The following is an 18705-nucleotide window of genomic DNA, read 5'->3' on the forward strand; positions in this document are numbered from 1 at the left end:
CCAACTCTTCTTCCTTTCCTTTTTATATGCGGAAGGGGGAGAGGATTTTTTATCCTAAGACAGGAGACGATGGAAAAGATGGAGAACATCCGCCTCTTTACGTTCAATAACAGGAGATATTTACATGATTTTATACCTTTTTATAGATGTTTAACAAACTGCTTATACCTCCTATCTTTTCCACCCATCGGTTTTATCATAATCCAAAACAGCAAAAGACACGAACTATTGCTTATAAATGGAGCATATGCCCTAACTTTTCATACTTGGTGCGCAAATATTTTTCATTTTCTTTTTTCATCGGCATTTGCAGCGGAACGCGTTCGACTACCTCAAGGCCGTGTCCTTTTAAGCCGGCGATTTTGCGCGGATTGTTCGTCAATAAACGTATTTTTGTCACACCGAGGTCTTTTAAAATTTGCGCGCCGATGCCATAATCGCGCAAATCGGCAGGAAACCCGAGCTTTTCATTGGCTTCTACCGTATCATAGCCTTGCTCTTGCAGCTTATACGCGCGCAGTTTATTCATTAATCCAATGCCGCGCCCTTCTTGGCGCATATATAAGAGAACGCCGCGCCCTTCTTCTTCAATTTGGCGGAGTGCTGCATGAAGCTGCGGTCCGCAATCGCAGCGATACGAGCCAAACACATCTCCTGTTAAACATTCAGAATGCACGCGGACAAGAATCGGTTCGTCCGGAACAATTTCGCCTTTTACGAGCGCCACATGTTCTTTTCCGTCAACTACATTGGTATAGCCGACCGCTTTAAACCGACCGAATTCTGTCGGCAGCATCACTTCCACTTCGCGTTTTACAAGCTTTTCTCTCTGGCTGCGATATTGAATTAAATCTTTAATCGTAATCATTTTCAATCCAAACTCATCCGCGATGTTGCGCAAATCCGGAACGCGTGCCATCGTGCCGTCTTCTTTAATAATCTCGCAAATCACTCCGGCCGGCTTTGCTCCGCATAACCGAGCTAAATCCACCGCCGCTTCCGTATGGCCGGCGCGCCGCAATACACCGCCTTTTTTCGCGACGAGCGGAAACACATGTCCCGGCCGTTTAAAATCGCTTGCTTTGGCGTCAGGATCGAGCAGCGCCTGAATTGTCATCGAACGTTCATAGGCGCTGATTCCCGTCGTCGTCGATTTATAATCGATGCTGACGGTAAACGCCGTGCCATGGGAATCGGTATTATGGTTCACCATCGGCGCAAGGTCCATCTTGTCCGCCAATTCTTCGGTAATCGGCACGCAAACAAGCCCGCGCCCGTATTTAATCATAAAATTGATCACTTCCGGCGTCGCTTTTTCGGCCAGTGCCACGAAATCCCCTTCATTTTCCCGGTCTTCGTCATCGCATACGATAATTACTTCTCCTTGCTTCAATGCCTCAAGTGCTGCTTCAATCGTATCAAACATCTGTTTGTGCCCCCTTTTTAGCTTTACTTATAGCCGTGCCGTTCCAAAAATTCGAGCGTAATGGCCGATTGCGTTGCTTCCTTTTTTTCTTCCATAAATTGGGCAACATATTTCCCGATCATATCGCACTCAATGTTGACAATATCCCCTGGATGTTTTTCCCCTAAAATCGTTTCCGCACGCGTATGGGGGATGAGGGAAATCGTAAACGTATGATCCGTCAGCCCAAAAATCGTTAAACTTGTGCCGTCGACCGCGACCGATCCTTTTAAAATCATATATTTGCGCAGTTCTTTTGGAATTTCAATTTCGTAGTATACCGCATTGGCCGACGGCCATTTGCGGACAATCCGGCCGATGCCGTCCACATGCCCGGAAACGAAATGGCCGCCGAAACGTCCATTCGCCGCCATCGCCCGTTCCAGATTGACTTTGGACCCTTTTGTTAATGTGCGGAGCGACGTCGCTTTGACTGTTTCCGGCATCACATCGACCGTAAACGTACGGTCGGTAAAGGACGTGACCGTCAAACAAACCCCGTTGACCGCAATGCTGTCTCCAAGATGGACATCCGTCAAAATTTTTTTTGCACCGATCATCATCACAATCGCTTCACCCGACTGCTGTATTTGTTCGATCGTGCCGATTTCTTCCACAATTCCGGTAAACATCCTTCATTCACCCTTTATATGTTCGGTATGGCAACGATTTTTATATCGGGACCGATCCTTTCCACTTGGCGGATTTGAAGCTCCATCACCTCCGCCATATTGGCAAAACCGACCCCGCCGATTGGCGTCGGCGCCTGTTTTCCGCCGATGATTTTCGGGGCAAAATAGGCGACAATTTCATTTACTGCCCCCGCGCGGATAAAGCTGTCATGCACATGCGACCCACCTTCGACAAAAAGCGAAGTAATTCGTTTTCCGCCAAGCACGCGCAATAATTCTTTGATATCGATGTAAGGTTTATCCATGGAAATCACTTTTACATATTCTTTCTCATACTGTCTCTTTTTTTTCTCACTGGCCTCACTGCCGACAACGATCCACGTTTCCGCCGCGCCGTCACGGATCACGTTGGCATCGAGCGGGGTGCGCAAATGCGTATCCAAGACGATGCGGATCGGGTTTTTTCCGCCCTCCACAAGCCTTACTGTCAAGCTCGGATTGTCGGCAATCACCGTATTGACCCCGACAAGAATCGCATCGTGCAGCGCCCGGTAACGATGCACGTCTTCCCGGGCCGCTTCCGATGTAATCCATTTGCTTTCCCCGGTCGACGTCGCGATTTTTCCGTCCAGGCTGCTTGCATATTTGAGCGTCACAAACGGCGTTTTCGTTGCAACATAGTGGAAAAATACGCGGTTTAATTCATCTGCTTCTTCTTTCAGCACGCCAAGCTGTACCTCAATTCCCGCCTTTTGTAGCTTTTCGATTCCCTTTCCGGCCACAAGCGGATTCGGATCCGTCGTAGCGATGACGACGCGGCGGACGCCCGTTTCGATCAACAAATCGGCGCAGGGCGGCGTCTTCCCGTAATGGCTGCACGGCTCCAATGTGACATAGACCGTCGCACCCTTCGCCTTTTCGCCGGCCATGCGGACGGCATGTACTTCCGCATGCGGCTCCCCTGCTTTTAAATGGGCGCCCAATCCGACCACTTCTCCATCTTTCACGACCACCGCCCCGACAACCGGATTAGGAGACGTCTGCCCGATCCCTGCTTTGGCGATTTCAAGGGCCATGCGCATATATTGTTCATCGCTTCGCACCATGTTTGCCTCCTTTTTTTCATAAAGAAAAGCCCCAGGCGCAACATCCTGGGGCAAAGTTATGCAGAATCATCAGCAACGTATGTAAAAAACCGTAAAGCGGGGCTCGTTTCTTTTTTAGATAAACCGACCGACATAAAAACAAATATCGTCTATGGATATTTTTAACAAACTGGTTGCCGTCTATCCGTAAAAAAACGAAAAATGAACTGCGAAAAGCGATGTTTCCCCGCTTAAACAGCTGCCGTTCGAAATGCCTTGACATCCTGCAACAAAGGCAGAAACCGCGCAGGGAAAAAATGCCTACGCAACACGAACAGGCAATCATTTATACGTTGTGATCCTTCTCCCATCCAGACTATACTGTCGGCTCCGGAATCGCACCGGATCGTGCCTATACGGCTCGCGGGCTGAGAAGCGCATCGCTTCATCACCGCCGGTCGGGAATTTCACCCTGCCCCGAAGGATACACCGGTATGAAATTGAAATTTTTTAATTTTTAATTATTATATCACATGATAACCGTTTGTCCATTCTTCCATAGCATTGTCGTTATTTGGCAATGAATATCCAGTAAATCGCTCCCCACAGCAGGCTTGCTCCGAGCAGAAGAAAAAATAAAAGCCAATTTCTTCGCTTCATTTTTTCACCTCTTGCTATGATCTGAACACGACATGGAAAAAAGACTTAACAGCCCCGCCGTCTGCCAAGTCTTTTTTCCGCCTGTTTATTCCTCATCAAACACTTTAACTTCTTTCATGACATCCCCGTTTTTCATGGATTTTACTACATCCATTCCCGATGTCACTTGGCCAAACACCGTGTGGATGCCATCAAGGTGCGGCTGCGGTTCATGCACAATAAAAAACTGGCAGCTTCCTGTATCTCGTCCACGGTGCGCCATCGAAATCGCACCAGTCACATGCTTATGTGGATTGTTGTCCGTTTCGCATGGAATCGTATAGCCTGCATCCCCCATGCCGTTGCCATACGGACATCCGCCTTGGCTGACAAACCCAGGAATGACGCGATGGAACGTTAGCCCATTATAAAAACCTTCATTCGCTAATTTTTCAAAGTTAGCAACCGTAATCGGCGCTTCATTTGGAAACAGTTCAAACTCTATTTTTCCGCCATTTTCCATTAAAATATATCCTTTTTTCGCCATACATTCCAACTCCTTTTTTGACTTACGCATCATTATCATACTATTATAGTTGATATAAAAAAAGCAAGAAACTTCACATAGCACATTGATATTGGCAGATCCAGCAAGCAATATAGCCAAACGCATATGATACAATAAAATGATAGCACTAAAAACGCATATATTTTAATATAATGATGGAAGCTATGGTATTCTCGCTTACATACCCCTCCTGCTCCTATAAACGTTAAACTTACAAAATGGATGGTGAGGGAAATGCAAGAGACGGCATTTTAGTAGAAAAAAATGGCGGAAAACGTTATAATCAATTTACCTTTACCAAAGGGGGATATGTCGTTATGAAACGAATATTGGCAAGTTGCTTGCTTGCAGCGCTGTTCTTTACATTCCCGGCGATGGCGGCTGCCGATGCCGCGGAAGGTGATGTCATTATTACGTTGGGCGAGAACTTGACCGAGCCGCAAAAGCAAAAAGTATTAGAAGAGATGAACGCGCCGGATAACGCGCAAATCATCACCGTTTCCAACGCTGAAGAACATAAATATCTCGATGGGCTAATCCCGAAAGCGCAAATTGGAACGCGGGCGATTTCATCAGCGATGATCACGATCGGCGCCCAAGGTTCCGGATTGGACGTGGAAACGCATAACATTACATGGGTAACAAAAGAGATGTATACAAACGCGCTGATTACAGCCGGGGTAAAAGACGCGAAAATTTATGTCACCGCTCCGTCTCCGGTATCCGGCACAGCTGCATTGACCGGGTTGATGAAAGCGTATGAAGTTTCTTCCGATAAAGTGATTCCTGATGAGGTGAAAAAAGTAGCAACGGAAGAAATGGTAAAAACCGCAAAGCTTGGTGATTCCATCGGACAGGATAAAGCAGTGGCTCTCCTTGCCAAAATAAAAGAGGAAATCGCCAACAATCCGCCGCAAACGGATGCCGATTTGCGAGCGCTTATTGAAAAAGTAGCAAAGGACCTTGGAATTACGTTAACGGAAGATGAAATAAACAGTTTAATTTCATTATTCAATAAAATGAAAAACGCTAATATTGATTGGAATCAAGTAAATGATCAATTAAGCAAGGCGAAAGACAAACTATCCGCTTTTCTGCAATCAGACGAGGGAAAAACGTTTATCCAAAACATTATCGACATTTTAAAGGAAATTTGGAACGCCATTAAATCAGCCTTTTCTTCTTCCGAGCCGCAAAACAATCAATAGCGAAAAAGGCGCCCAAGGAAACAGGGCGCCTTTTTCGTCTGCTTACTTATTCACTTTTGTCTTTAGCGGTAAATCCAGCCGCACTAAATCTTCATACGTTTCCCGCTTCACCACGAGCTGCGCTTCGCCGTTTTCGACAAACACAACAGCCGGGCGCGGAATGCGGTTATAGTTGTTTGCCATCGAATAGCCGTATGCACCCGTACAAAAAACGGCTAAATAGTCCCCTGGCTTGGCTTTTGGAAGCGGCAAATCCCAAATCAGCATATCTCCTGATTCGCAGCACTTCCCTGCGATGGAGACAATTTCATTTTTTTCATCGAGCACCCGATTCGCCAGCACCGCTTCATACTTCGCTTCATACAGAGCTGGACGGATATTGTCGCTCATGCCGCCGTCGACGGCCACATAATGCCGGACGTTCGGTACGTCTTTGCGCGAACCGATCGAATAAATCGTCGTCCCGGCATCACCGACAAGGGAACGGCCCGGCTCAATCCAAATTTCTGGCATCGCGATGCCTTGTTTGCTCACTTGTTTTTTCACTTCACTGACGATTTGATCCACATATTCGGAAACCGGAATCGGATCATCTTCCTCGGTGTAACGGATGCCAAAGCCGCCGCCGAGGTTGACAACGGCAGGGACAAACCCGTATGCTTCTTTCCAATGAGCAATTTTTTGGAAAATTTTCTGCGCTGCCAACACAAACCCCGTTGTTTCAAAAATTTGCGAACCGATATGGCAGTGAATGCCTAATACAGAAAAAGAGGAAGAAGATAATGTTCTCACAAGCGCCTGCTCCGCTTGACCGTTGTTTAAATCAAAACCAAATTTCGAATCTTCTTGACCGGTTAAAATATAATCGTGTGTATGGGCTTCAACTCCAGGAGTAACGCGTATCAAAATGGCAATCGTTTTTCCGTATTGTTTTCCGAGCTGTTCTAGCAATTCCAGTTCGTAAAAATTATCGACAACGATGCAGCCAACTCCATGGTCCAGCGCCATCATTAACTCTTCGCGGCTTTTATTGTTTCCATGGAAATGGATGCGCTTGGGCGGAAATCCTGCTTGTATCGCTGTATACAATTCCCCGCCTGATACGACATCGAGCGACAGCCCTTCTTCTTCGGCTAACTGAACCATTGCAATCGAAGAAAATGCTTTACTTGCGTAAGCGACTTGCGCTGCGACGCCTTGTTTACGAAATGCTTCTTTAAACGCGCGCGCCCGCGCACGGATTAAAGCCACATCATAAATATACAGCGGCGTCCCGTATTCTTTCGCTAGCTCGACCGCATCGACACCGCCGATTTCCAAATGCCCTTTGTCATTGACTCGGCTTGTCCCATGAAAGAACATACAAATCCCTCATTCCCCAAAAATAAAATTATTCAATATAAGAAATTTTTACGCATATCGAAAGCAAAAAAGACAGTTAACATCCAGGATAACTGCCTTTTTGCAGAGAAAAGATTACGTATAACTTATCATAATTATAAAAAAGTTGCAACATGTGTGTGGATGAACTAATAAAAACCAGTTATGCATCGATCATGCTAAAGCCCGCCAGCTTTGCGCTTTGCCGGCGGGACAGCTGCAATATGGATCATTCACACGCGTCATTTTCGCAAATTTAGGACGGTTGCTTGCGTTGGTTTTGCGGATGAACAATACTTGGCCTTACTTTAGCGCCTGCAACAGAACGACGGACGATAATTTGCATAAACGCCGCCGGGTTAAACGGAATAAACGGCCATAAATACGGCGTGTTTAAGGAACGAATATGAGCGAGCCAAAGCAAGTAGACCGTTGTGCCGATCACAAGTCCCGGCACTTTAAACATCTCCACTAGAATGACAAGAATTAGGCGTGATATTTTATTCGCAATACTCAATTCGTAACTTGGTGTCGCAAACGAGCCGATGGCGGAGACAGAAACATATAAAATTACTTCCGGAACGAACAGTCCGACTTCAATCGCAATTTCTCCGATTAACACAGCAGCAATTAACCCCATCGCGGTAGAAAGCGGCGTTGGCGTATGAATCGCGGCCATGCGCAAAAACTCAATCCCGAAATCCGCCAATAAAACTTGAATAAAAACTGGGATATTCGTGTGTTTGTTGGGCCCGATAAATGCCCACGAATCCGGCAATAAAGATGGTTCAAGGACAAACAATACCCAAAGCGGAAGCAAAAACAGCGATGTCAGGATTCCTAAAAAACGCACCCAGCGCACGAATGTTCCGACCGCAGGAGACTGCCGGTATTCTTCGGCATGCTGCACATGGTGAAAAAATGTCGTCGGAGTAATAATGACGCTTGGCGATGTATCGACCATGATCAAAACGTGCCCCTCAAGCAAATGGGTGGCAGCCACGTCCGGCCGTTCCGTATACCGAACGAGCGGATACGGATTATATCCTTGTTTCACTAAAAACTCTTCTATCGTTTTATCCCCCATTGTCAATCCGTCAACACTCATTTGTTGCAGCTCCTGTTTTACTAGCTCCACCAGTCCTGGGTCAGCTACATCTTTAATATAAGCGATGCAAACATCGGTTTTTGAACGCTCGCCAACCTGCAGGATTTCAAAACGAAGCCGCTCATCACGGATGCGCCGCCGCGTCAACGCAGTATTGACGATAATATTTTCGACATAGCCGTCCCGCGCCCCGCGCACCACTTTTTCTGTATCTGGTTCTTCCGGCTGCCGCCCCGGATAGCTACGCACGTCAACGACGAACCCTGTTGATTCCCCTTCAATTAAAATGACAATTAAACCAGACAGAAGCTTATCCACTGCTTCGTCTAAATTAGTGACTGGACTTACCTGCTGATGAACAAGGCGATTTTCAATAATTTGCTTTGCCCGCTCCGTCTGCCGTTCATTGTCATTAATGCGGACAATTTGTTTGAGCAGCTCCATTAAATATTGCGTGTCACATAAACCGTTGCAATAGTAAATATGTACTTCGCGGTTTAATACATGAACCTTCCGTACTCCTAAATCAAAACTTGTCCCAATACCAATTTTTTCTCTAAAAAATTTTTCGTTGTCGACTAGTTTTTCGAAAATAGGAATGTTATTCGTTTTGGTCGGCATGATAACCACTCCTTTCCAGGATCAACTCCACTGCTTTTCGCGTAATCGGTGAACCGTATTTAATATGATCGCGGTATCCCATTTTGCCAATATCGCCGATTCCGACGATGATCGGAATCTTTAATTGATCCAAACAATAGACGGTATCTCCGTTAATCCGTCCGACTTCCAGCTCGCGAATTCCTTCTTTATCTACCCCATACTCTGTTACATTTCCGTCACGGTCGATGCTGACATGCACTTTTGCCCATTCATGCTTACGTGTATTGGAAGCGACGGCAAGCGCTCCTAACACTTCTATTTGCTCATGGGTTGCCACATATTTGAGCGCCTGTTCCCCCGCTCCTTCACCAATAGCACCACAATCGTCAAACATGACGAATACAGGATCATATGGAGTTTGTAAAATCAGCTGCACCAGCTCTTTGCCGGCTAATCTGGTGGGATTGCCATGAGAGCGAGAAATACAGCGTCCGCCGATTTGCCCAGCAATATATTGAATTGTTCGATAGGCGAACTCATCCCCATCGGTTACTAATATGACCCGTCTTTTTTTCATAGCGATTATCCTTTCGGCTTGCATATAAGCGCAGTGAAAAAGGAAAGGACAATAGCAAAGGAAAGAATGGCGCCGGTAAATTGAAACATCGCCGCGCCGATCGTCAGCCATCCGTCCAGCTCTTTTTGCGACAATATACCTTTGGTGAGAAAATAGCCAAAACCGCTAAGCGGCAGCGTCGCGCCTGCCCCGGCAAACGCAACAATTCGATCATAAATCCCGCTGATTCCCAAAATGACGCCAACGGCCACAAGCAAGCTCATGACATGCAGTTGTGGCAGTTTGCCCACATCCATGGCCAACTGTGCCAGCGCGCAAATCCCCCCTCCAGCCATAAACGCCACTACATAATCCATTCCTCATTCCTCCTTCGCTGCTTCAATGACCACACCATGGGCGATCGCTGGAATCGACTGTTTTTGCTGTACCATCGTCTGGCTTAATAGCGCCCCGGTTGCGACAACGAAAATTTTGCGAAACGCCCCGCGTTCCATTTCTTTCAACAAATGCCCATAAGTGACGACCGCACAGCAAGCACAGCCGCTTCCACCGGCAAATATTTTTTGATCGGGATTGTAAATCATTAAACCGCAGTCATTATAGTTGTTTGTGACATCATATCCTGATTCGGCAAGCAGCTGTCTGACGATCACGCTTCCGACCCTGGATAAATCACCGGTGACAATCAAGTCATAATCACTAGGAGAAATGCCTAAATCGTTAAAATGCTGCTCAATCGTGCTTGCCGCAGCGGGGGCCATCGCCGAGCCCATATCTAAAGGATTCGTCATTCCAGCGTCCACGACTTTGCCGATCGTCGCTGCGGCGATGCGCCATCGTCCCGGCTTGCGTCCAAGTACCACCGCTCCTGCTCCGGTCACCGTAAACGTCGCCGTCTTCGGCTTTTGAATGCCCAGCTCGGTCGGATAACGGAACTGCCGCTCCGCAGTAGCATTATGGCTGCTTGTTGCCGCCAGCACCGATCGGGCGAAACCTCCATCAATAAAAGCAGCAGCAGCCGCTATGGTTTGCATGGAAGTCGAACAAGCACCGAACATACACAAAAACGGGACAGGAATCTCCCGAGCCACGTAGTTGGCAGTTACGTTTTGATTCAGCAAGTCCCCAGCGAGAAACAAATCAATATCAGCGAAAGAAAGGCGCGCTTTTTCTAGGCAAATTTGGATCGCTTCCTGCATTAAACGCCGCTCAGCCAACTCCCATGTTTTCTCCCCGCAATACAAGTCATCGTGCACGATATCAAAACTGTCGCGCAGCGGCCCTTCTGCTTCTAACGGCCCGACTGCCGTTCCCGCCTCTTGAATATAAATGCCATGTTCAAACACCCATGTTTGTTTTCCAACCAGCTTCATGAGAAATCCCTCTTTCTCCTCAAGACACGATGTAATAGAAAAGACCGAGCAAATAGGCAGCAACAATGCCATAGACAATCGCCGCACCGCCTGATTTAAACATTTGGCTAGCAATTCCTGCCGTCCATCCTTCACTGCGATGCTCGATCGCCGCGCTTGCCAGCGCATTCGCCAACCCTGTCATCAGCATCGTGGCCCCCGCACCGGCAAACTGGCTGAAATCGTCATACTTTCCTGCTCCCGTGAGGACAATCGCGAAAAACATCATCGTCATCACCGCCAGCTGCTGTGCGGAAATAGCGGAAATAGAGAAGAAACTGCTGTACCATTTTGCCAGCCATTCTGCCAGTGCACAAAGCAAACCGCCGACAACAAATGCTTTCACGCTGTTGAAAAAATACGGGGGAGCAGGCTGAAACGCTTTTACTGCCTGGCGATAATTTGTTTTTAAGCTCATCTTTCCTTCCCCCCTTATTGAAAGTAATCGACAAAATAAATCCAGTGAAACAGCGAGCCGACGACCTTGCCAAAAGCAATCGCCATCAATAAAATGACAATTTTATCCTCCACCCCGATTCGTTTCGCTAAAATCGGCCATACGTTCAGCACTTCCGTTAACGCAGCAGCAAGCATTCCGATAAATACTCCATGGAGCAAGCCGATCGGAATCAGCCAATATTTGGATACATATAAAATAGAGTGACGCAAACTCATCCACCCGCCTACAACCGCGCCGACTACTGCGCTCCATTCATAAGCATGAATTCGTTTCATCGTTTTCGTTAATTGCGTTAAGCGGGGAATGACGCCAAGAACGACTAAAAAGGCAACAAACCCTGTTCCAACAGCCAGCCCTCCTGCGAAGCCGACAAAGATCACCGTTAAAATCTCAATCGTCATCAATTTTTCTCATACTTTCTTTGTTTTCATGTAAAATGACATATTGATCAATCGATTGCTGATAATTAAACATCTCGACTTCCAAAGGGCTAGGCTCCTCATTAATTCGTTTACGAAACACATAATTAAAGAATAAAATCATGCCGATCCCCAATCCAAGCGAATATGGAATTTGCAGCAACAACGGCTTATCGACTTTTTTTCCCGTGATTATTTCGTAAAGATGCTGATGCACTTGCTGCATGCTGACATCTTCATGGAAGTTCATAATAGCCATAGCCGAGCCAACAAAAAGCAACAACCATATCAAAAGGAAATAAGCAGTGGAAAAACGTCTCTTTTCGTAGACGACCTCGATAATCGTCTGCGATGGTCCGACCGTTTGCACATCAAGAGAACGATCTGCTTGCAACACAGCTCTCACTACTTTCATGACATCGATAATGACGATATTTTTATCGCTCGGCTGAATTTGATACAGCGGGATTGTCTGCAATTGCTTCGCCATACCGCTATCCGTTGCCATGACTTGCGCAACATCGCCGACAGTGATAGCGGCGTTGGGTTTTACTTGGACACGATGCCGCAACTTGATAAAGACAGTTTCTCCCATCTGCCTCACACCTTAATTTGTAATTTTTTTGTATATTAAAGTTGCCCCTTCGCTTTTCTTTAGTATGTTTGGCCAAAAAAGGAATCATGCGGCCGTGCAGCCCTTACCACCAATTTCATAAAAATAAAAAAGAATGGATGGCTATCCATCCATTCTCTCTTTTATTTGCTGCAATATTTTTTTTTCAAGCCGGGATACTTGCACTTGAGAGATGCCTAATCTAGATGCCACTTCTGATTGGGTCTGGTCTTTGTAATAGCGCAAATAGACAATGAGCCGCTCCCGTTCATCAAGTTCCTCAATCGCTTTTTTTAGCGCGATTTTATCAAACCACGAAACTTCGTCGGAATCGGCGATTTGGTCAAGAAGCGTAATCGGATCGCCGTCGTTTTCATATACCGTCTCATGAATCGAAGCGGGAGAACGGACCGCCTCTTGGGCGAGCACAACATCTTCCGGGGAAATTTCCAAATAACCGGCGATTTCTGTCACTGTCGGCGCCCGCCCATGCTTTTTTGCAAGCTCGTCTTTCGCCTTGCGGATTTTATTCCCCATCTCTTTTAAGGAACGGCTCACCTTTACCGTTCCGTCATCGCGAATAAAACGCTGAATTTCACCGATGATCATCGGCACCGCATAGGTGGAAAACTTCACATCATACGACAAATCAAACTTATCAACAGACTTGAGCAAGCCGATGCAGCCAATCTGAAATAAATCGTCCGGCTCATAACCGCGGTTTAAAAAACGCTGGACGACGGACCAAACGAGGCGCATGTTTTTTTCAATAATTTCATCGCGCGCCTCTTGGTCCCCTTGTTGGCTGCGACGAATCAGCTCCTTCATTTCATGATCTTTGATTTGCGACTGATCTTGCTTGACATCGACATCCATAGGCATGTCTCCCTTAGTTACACAAGGCTTTGCTCTTCGTTATATACTTCTTTAGGTAAACAGTTGTGCCTTTGTTGACTTCCGACTGAACAACGACTTCGTCCATAAAATTTTCCATGATGGTAAATCCCATTCCGGACCGTTCCAACTCCGGCTTTGTCGTAAACAATGGCTGGCGCGCCTCTTCAATATTGGCAATGCCAACCCCTTCATCTTTAATCGTCAAATGGACGACTCCGTCTTCAATGACGACGGAAATATAGACAATTCCGTTCGGGTCGTTATTGTAGCCATGAATAATTGCGTTTGTCACCGCTTCGGAAACAACCGTTTTAATTTCCGTTAATTCATCCATCGTCGGATCCAGCTGCGCGACAAACGCGGCAACTGTAACGCGGGCAAATGATTCATTTTGACTGAGGGCGGAGAATTGGAGGTGCATTTCGTTGCGCATTTATGCCACCCCCAATGTCTGTAATGCGAACTGTTCATTGTTTTCTAAGCGGATAATTTTAAACAGCCCCGACATATCAAACAGACGCTTTACCGTCGGAGAAACAGCGCATACGATCATTTCCCCGCCAAGGTTTTTTATTTGTTTGTAGCGTCCTAAAATGACGCCAAGCCCCGAGCTATCCATGAACGTTAGACCCTCTAAATTCAACACAATGTGGCGGATCGCTTCCCTTTCCAGCGTGTCCGTTACTTTTTCGCGGAGCTCTTCCGCTGTATGATGGTCCAGCTCGCCTGACAGTCGAATGATTAGCACATCTCGTTTTACTTCAAAGTCCATCATTAGACTCACAGCGTTTTCCTCCTTATTCATTTCGGATAAGGAGAAGTTTCGCTGCATCCCGCTAAAAATCCTGCTTTACGACAAAACTAGTGGCGATTCGCTAAATGTAGAACGCTTGCTGCAAAAACTGACAGCACTTATGCGGATTTCGTAAAATTTTGCAATGTCCGCTTAAACAAATCCCACCAGCTAGCTTCCGCGACACTTTCCTTAGCAACAATCGGGCTACGCAATATCTCTTTTCCATCCTGCTTCAAAATAAGGACCCCGAGCTCATCACCTTTTTGAATCGGCGCTTTTACGCCGTCCTTGACTTTAATCACTTTTTCAATTTGATCGATCGACTGCCCCTTTTTTGTTAATACAGAAATCGGTTCGGAAGTAACGAGCGCGACCGTTCTTTTCTTCCCTTTATTGATGTGGACACGGGTTAATACTTCATTCCGTTTATAAACAGGATGGGTTTTATACTGGCTAAACGCATAATCAAGCATTTTTGTAATTTGCGCGTTTCGTGATTTTGGCGTCGATGCGCCGAAGACAACGGCAATGACGCGCATGCCGTTCTTTTTCGCCGTTGCGGTTAAGCAGTATTTCGCTTGGCTTGTGAATCCGGTTTTTAACCCATCCACTCCTGGATAAAATTTCACAAGCCGGTTTGTATTGACAAGCCAAAACTTTTTATCCGTGTTTTCGCGCAAATAATCTTCATACATTCTGGTATACTTCGTAATATCTTCATATTTCAGCAATTCGCGCGCCAGCATTGCCATATCATAGGCGCTGCTGTAATGCTTTTCGGCAGGCAATCCTGTCGCGTTTTGAAACATCGTATCTTTCAGGCCGAGCTCTTTTGCTTTTTTATTCATCATTTTTACAAAAGCTTCTTCTGACCCCGCAATTCGTTCCGCCATGGCGACGGAAGCGTCATTCGCAGAGCCGATGGCAATGCCGCGCAGCAGCTCATCTACCGTCATTTCTTCGCCGGGCTCTAAAAAGATTTGTGATCCGCCCATCGACGCGGCATATTCGCTCGCCCGTACTTTTTCCTTATAAGAAAGCTCTCCTTTATCAATCGCTTCCATAATCAAAAGCATGGTCATAATTTTTGTCATACTAGCCGGCGGCAGTTTTTCATGGGCGTTTTTTTGATACAATATAGCTCCTGTATCACGTTCAATTAAAATGGCAGATTTCGCATCATCAGCTAGCTCAAGGCCTTTTGCTTCTGTTTTCTTTTCTTCCGCATGGACGTTTGCGGAAAAAGGAACGAGAAAAACAAGGATAAATATTAGTAAGCGAGTCAGTGTCTTGTTCATCTCCCAAACCTCCATTCTTTATACATGCCATTTTTTCCAAAAGAGATATTTTTATACAAGAGGAGCAGTGAAATTCAACCATTTTTAGCCATAAAAAAAAAAGAGGCTGGGATTCAGCCTCTCTACTAAGAAATCGTTTCGTAAATCAGCGTCGGTTTACGGACAGGAGTTGGGGAGATGCGGATATTTTTTTGCAGCTTTTCTTTTACTTCTTCAATGTTTTCCGTATTGCTGTGGATCGTCGCAAGCGATTCCCCTTTTTTCACTGGATCGCCAACTTTTTTGCGCAAGACAAGCCCAACGGAAAGATCGATCGTCGATTCTTTTGTCGCCCGTCCGGCTCCAAGCAGCATCGCGGCCGTTCCGACTTCGTCGGCGACAATTTCCGCGACATATCCATCTTCCGCCGCTTCCAACTCCCATTGATATTTCGCCTGCGGCAGTTTCTCCGGATTATCGACAACGGTGGCATCGCCGCCTTGTGCCTCGAGAAACACTTTGAACGTTTCTAGCGCCTTTCCTGCTTGAATCGAATTCTCTAATAACGCTCTCGCTTCCTCTAATGAAGACGCTTTTTCCGCTAGATATACCATATAGCTTCCAAGCGTCAAGCATAACTCTTGTAAATCTTCCGGCCCTTTTCCTTTGAGCGTATCAATCGCTTCTTTCACTTCAAGCGCATTGCCGATGGCAAAGCCAAGCGGTTGGCTCATATCAGAAATGACCGCCATCGTTTTCCGGCCGACACGCTTGCCGATATCCACCATCGCTTTTGCCAGCTGTTTCGCTCCCTCTAAATCTTTCATAAACGCGCCGGTGCCCGTTTTAACATCTAAGACAATCGCGTCGGCGCCAGCCGCGATTTTTTTGCTCATAATCGACGAAGCAATAAGCGGAATGCTGTTAACCGTCGCAGTCACATCGCGAAGCGCATACAATTTTTTATCGGCTGGGGTTAAATTGCCGGTCTGCCCGATAATGGCGATTTTGTTTTTATTGACCAGTTCAATGAATTGCTCGTTATCAATTTCCACGTGAAACCCAGGAACGGATTCCAGCTTATCGATCGTCCCGCCTGTATGCCCGAGGCCGCGGCCGGACATTTTCGCGACCGGCACACCGACAGACGCAACAAGCGGGCCTAACACAAGCGTCGTCGTATCGCCGACGCCGCCAGTCGAGTGCTTATCGACTTTAATTCCGTCAATTTTCGATAAATCAATGACATCTCCGGAATGAACCATCGCCATCGTCAGCGCGGCCGTTTCTTCTTCGGTCATGCCGCGGAAAAACACCGCCATTGCTAGTGCGCTCATTTGATAATCAGGAATGTCGCCGTTGGTGTAGCCGCGGATGATAAAATCAATTTCTTCTTTTGAAAGCGCGTGGCCATCTCGTTTTTTCGCAATTAAATCGACCATTCTCATCTTTATCACCTTTTTCTATTGTTTCGCCATTTCCGCGATAATTCCCTTGACAAGCCGCAAAAAGTTGGCTTTCACTCGTTCCGTCGTTTCCATGACTTCGTCGTGGGTAAGCGGCTGATCTAAAATCCCGGCCGCCATATTCGATATGCACGAAATCCCTAACACTTCGATTTGCGCATGACGCGCAACAATTACTTCGGGAACGGTCGACATCCCGACCGCATCGCCGCCGAACGCGCGAATCATACGGATTTCCGCCGGCGTTTCATAAGACGGACCCGTGTTGGCAACATACACCCCTTCTTGAATCGGAATGCCAAGATTTGCTGCTACTTCTTTTGCAATGTTGCGCAGCCGCTTGCTGTACGCTTCCGTCATATCCGGGAAGCGGACGCCAAGCTCCGGATCGTTCGGGCCAATTAACGGATTGTTCCCCATATTGTTGATATGGTCAGTAATAATCATTAAATCCCCCGGCTGAAAGCGCTCATTCACTCCGCCGGCCGCGTTGGTGACAATCAGTTCTTTGACGCCAAGCGCTTTCATGACCCGAACCGGGAATGTCACTTGATCCATGCGGTACCCTTCATAGTAGTGAAAACGGCCTTGCATGGCGACAACCATCGCACCTTCAAGCCGGCCATAAACAAGCTGGCCGGCATGCCCTTCCACAGTGGAAACAGGAAACCCAGGAATCTTCTCGTACGGAATTTTCACTGCTTCTTCGATTTCATCGGCGAGTACGCCGAGACCAGAGCCAAGAATCAAGCCGATGCGCGGCGGTGTCGAAATTTTGTCTCGCAAATAGCTCGCTGCTTTTTCAATCGCTTGTTTATTCATCGCTTCTTCCTCCTACTTTAGATCGGCTAAAAAGCTTGTTCCGTGGGGCGGCATCTTGACTTGGAAATTATCTGCAATCGTTGCGCCGACATCGGCAAACGTTTTGCGGACCGGCAGTTCTTTGCCGCCGTTCATGCTTGGACTGTAAACAAGAAGCGGGACGTATTCGCGCGTATGATCGGTCCCGTGGTGAACCGGATCGTTTCCATGATCCGCCGTAATGATCAATAAATCATCGTCTTCTAAAAGCGGAAACACGTCGGAAAGGCGGGCGTCAAACTCCTCGAGCGCATCCCCGTATCCTTCTGGGTCGCGGCGATGGCCGTATAGCGCGTCAAAATCAACGAGATTGACGAAACTGAGTCCGGTGAAATCCATTTTCAACGTATCCACTAACTTATCCATGCCGTCCATATTCGATTTGGTGCGGAGCGACTGCGTTACTCCTTCATTATCGTAAATATCAGAAATTTTCCCGATCGCAATCACTTCATAGCCCGCGTCTTTCAGCTCATTCATGACCGTGCGGCCGAACGGCTTTAACGCATAATCATGGCGGTTCGCCGTACGTTTAAAGTTGCCCGGCGTACCGATAAACGGGCGCGCGATGACGCGGCCGACCATATATTTTTCATCAAGCGTCAATTCACGGGCGATTTTGCAAATATGATACAGCTCCTCAAGCGGCACAATTTCTTCATGAGCGGCAATTTGCAATACGGAGTCCGCCGAAGTATAAACGATGATCGCTCCTGTTTCCATATGCTCTTTGCCAAGCTCTTCAATAATCGCCGTACCGCTTGCCGGTTTGTTGCCGATCACTTTGCGCCCTGTCCGTTTTTCTAGTTCATCAATCAGCTCTTTTGGGAACCCGTTTGGAAACACTTGAAACGGTTTGTCAATACGAAGGCCCATAATTTCCCAATGGCCCGTCATTGTATCTTTTCCGGCAGATGCTTCTTGCATTTTTGTATAATAAGCAAGTGGTTTTTCTGCTTTCGGTACTCCTTTAATCTCGCGGATGTTGCTTAAACCGAGCTTTGCCATGTTCGGCATGTATAGACCGCCGCGATGCTCGGCGATATGACCGAGCGTATCCGCGCCTTTATCGTTATATTTTTCGGCGTCGGGCGCCTCGCCAATCCCGACCGAATCCATGACAATTAAAAATACGCGTTTATATGTATGAACCATCTACTATGCCTCCTAGCATCATAAAACTATTTTTCCTTATCATTCCCGAAACAGCAATAAGAAACACATCCATGTTATATTGGT

The 18705-nt window shown here is 46.9% G+C and carries 20 protein-coding genes and 1 riboswitch; of the genes, 1 reads left to right on the forward strand and 19 read right to left on the reverse strand.

The window, feature by feature from the left end; all coding sequences use genetic code 11:
• Positions 1-232 precede the first annotated feature (232 nt).
• The 4 genes from GCA01S_RS06660 to GCA01S_RS06675 form a co-directional block, all read right to left on the reverse strand.
• Positions 233-1426, reverse strand: a complete 1194-nt coding sequence (locus GCA01S_RS06660) for a bifunctional 3,4-dihydroxy-2-butanone-4-phosphate synthase/GTP cyclohydrolase II (protein ID WP_017435295.1) — start codon at positions 1424-1426, stop codon at positions 233-235.
• Between the two features lie 23 nt (positions 1427-1449).
• Positions 1450-2097, reverse strand: coding sequence for a riboflavin synthase (gene ribE, locus GCA01S_RS06665; protein ID WP_017435294.1), 648 nt, complete (start codon positions 2095-2097; stop codon positions 1450-1452).
• A gap of 14 nt (positions 2098-2111) precedes the next feature.
• The gene (gene ribD, locus GCA01S_RS06670) at positions 2112-3203 is read right to left on the reverse strand and encodes a bifunctional diaminohydroxyphosphoribosylaminopyrimidine deaminase/5-amino-6-(5-phosphoribosylamino)uracil reductase RibD (protein ID WP_174407480.1); all 1092 of its coding nucleotides are present in this window, start codon (positions 3201-3203) and stop codon (positions 2112-2114) included.
• Positions 3204-3537: 334 nt separating this feature from the next.
• A riboswitch (FMN riboswitch) is annotated at positions 3538-3671 on the reverse strand.
• A 256-nt stretch (positions 3672-3927) separates the two neighbouring features.
• Positions 3928-4368 carry a peptidylprolyl isomerase gene (locus GCA01S_RS06675; RefSeq protein ID WP_017435291.1) on the reverse strand — a complete coding sequence of 147 codons (441 nt, stop codon included), beginning with the start codon at positions 4366-4368 and terminating at the stop codon, positions 3928-3930.
• Positions 4369-4706: 338 nt separating this feature from the next.
• Between GCA01S_RS06675 and GCA01S_RS06680 the strand changes: the two genes are divergently transcribed.
• The gene (locus GCA01S_RS06680) at positions 4707-5597 is read left to right on the forward strand and encodes a DUF1002 domain-containing protein (RefSeq protein WP_017435290.1); all 891 of its coding nucleotides are present in this window, start codon (positions 4707-4709) and stop codon (positions 5595-5597) included.
• A gap of 42 nt (positions 5598-5639) precedes the next feature.
• On the opposite strand, the gene lysA is transcribed toward GCA01S_RS06680, so the two are convergent.
• From lysA to deoB, 15 genes are all read right to left on the reverse strand, one after another.
• Positions 5640-6959, reverse strand: a complete 1320-nt coding sequence (lysA, locus tag GCA01S_RS06685; protein WP_042408429.1) for a diaminopimelate decarboxylase — start codon at positions 6957-6959, stop codon at positions 5640-5642.
• A 274-nt stretch (positions 6960-7233) separates the two neighbouring features.
• A complete protein-coding gene (locus tag GCA01S_RS06690; RefSeq protein WP_017435288.1) occupies positions 7234-8706 on the reverse strand; it encodes a spore germination protein in 1473 nt (490 codons plus the stop codon).
• Positions 8687-9265: a stage V sporulation protein AE gene (locus tag GCA01S_RS06695; RefSeq protein ID WP_042408432.1), complete on the reverse strand. Its 579-nt coding sequence runs from the start codon at positions 9263-9265 to the stop codon at positions 8687-8689. The genes GCA01S_RS06690 and GCA01S_RS06695 overlap by 20 nt, the downstream gene beginning before the upstream one ends.
• Before the next feature lie 5 nt (positions 9266-9270).
• Positions 9271-9621 (reverse strand): SpoVA/SpoVAEb family sporulation membrane protein, encoded by a 351-nt coding sequence (locus tag GCA01S_RS06700; RefSeq protein WP_042408438.1) that lies wholly within the window; start codon positions 9619-9621, stop codon positions 9271-9273.
• Positions 9622-9624: 3 nt separating this feature from the next.
• A complete protein-coding gene (spoVAD, locus tag GCA01S_RS06705; protein ID WP_042408440.1) occupies positions 9625-10638 on the reverse strand; it encodes a stage V sporulation protein AD in 1014 nt (337 codons plus the stop codon).
• Between the two features lie 19 nt (positions 10639-10657).
• Positions 10658-11095 (reverse strand): SpoVA/SpoVAEb family sporulation membrane protein, encoded by a 438-nt coding sequence (locus GCA01S_RS06710; RefSeq protein WP_042408442.1) that lies wholly within the window; start codon positions 11093-11095, stop codon positions 10658-10660.
• 14 nt (positions 11096-11109) lie between these two features.
• Positions 11110-11538, reverse strand: a complete 429-nt coding sequence (locus tag GCA01S_RS06715; RefSeq protein ID WP_017435283.1) for a stage V sporulation protein AB — start codon at positions 11536-11538, stop codon at positions 11110-11112.
• Positions 11528-12151 (reverse strand): stage V sporulation protein AA, encoded by a 624-nt coding sequence (locus tag GCA01S_RS06720; RefSeq protein WP_017435282.1) that lies wholly within the window; start codon positions 12149-12151, stop codon positions 11528-11530. Before GCA01S_RS06720 ends, GCA01S_RS06715 begins: the two co-directional genes overlap by 11 nt.
• A 141-nt stretch (positions 12152-12292) precedes the next feature.
• Complete coding sequence (gene sigF / locus GCA01S_RS06725; protein ID WP_017435281.1) at positions 12293-13045, reverse strand: RNA polymerase sporulation sigma factor SigF; 753 nt, start codon at positions 13043-13045, stop codon at positions 12293-12295.
• Between the two features lie 13 nt (positions 13046-13058).
• On the reverse strand, positions 13059-13499 hold the full coding sequence (gene spoIIAB / locus GCA01S_RS06730; RefSeq protein WP_015864379.1) for an anti-sigma F factor: 441 nt from the start codon (positions 13497-13499) through the stop codon (positions 13059-13061).
• The gene (spoIIAA, locus tag GCA01S_RS06735) at positions 13500-13871 is read right to left on the reverse strand and encodes an anti-sigma F factor antagonist (protein ID WP_221198337.1); all 372 of its coding nucleotides are present in this window, start codon (positions 13869-13871) and stop codon (positions 13500-13502) included.
• A 107-nt stretch (positions 13872-13978) separates the two neighbouring features.
• The gene (locus GCA01S_RS06740; RefSeq protein ID WP_042408445.1) at positions 13979-15160 is read right to left on the reverse strand and encodes a D-alanyl-D-alanine carboxypeptidase family protein; all 1182 of its coding nucleotides are present in this window, start codon (positions 15158-15160) and stop codon (positions 13979-13981) included.
• Between the two features lie 125 nt (positions 15161-15285).
• Positions 15286-16587 (reverse strand): pyrimidine-nucleoside phosphorylase, encoded by a 1302-nt coding sequence (locus GCA01S_RS06745; protein WP_026078470.1) that lies wholly within the window; start codon positions 16585-16587, stop codon positions 15286-15288.
• A gap of 15 nt (positions 16588-16602) precedes the next feature.
• Positions 16603-17427 carry a purine-nucleoside phosphorylase gene (locus tag GCA01S_RS06750; RefSeq protein ID WP_042408448.1) on the reverse strand — a complete coding sequence of 275 codons (825 nt, stop codon included), beginning with the start codon at positions 17425-17427 and terminating at the stop codon, positions 16603-16605.
• 12 nt (positions 17428-17439) lie between these two features.
• Positions 17440-18621, reverse strand: a complete 1182-nt coding sequence (gene deoB / locus GCA01S_RS06755) for a phosphopentomutase (protein WP_042408451.1) — start codon at positions 18619-18621, stop codon at positions 17440-17442.
• Between the last annotated feature and the right edge of the window lie 84 nt (positions 18622-18705).

The sequence above is a fragment of the Parageobacillus caldoxylosilyticus NBRC 107762 genome, from assembly GCF_000632715.1.
In the GTDB taxonomy this organism is placed as follows: domain Bacteria; phylum Bacillota; class Bacilli; order Bacillales; family Anoxybacillaceae; genus Saccharococcus; species Saccharococcus caldoxylosilyticus.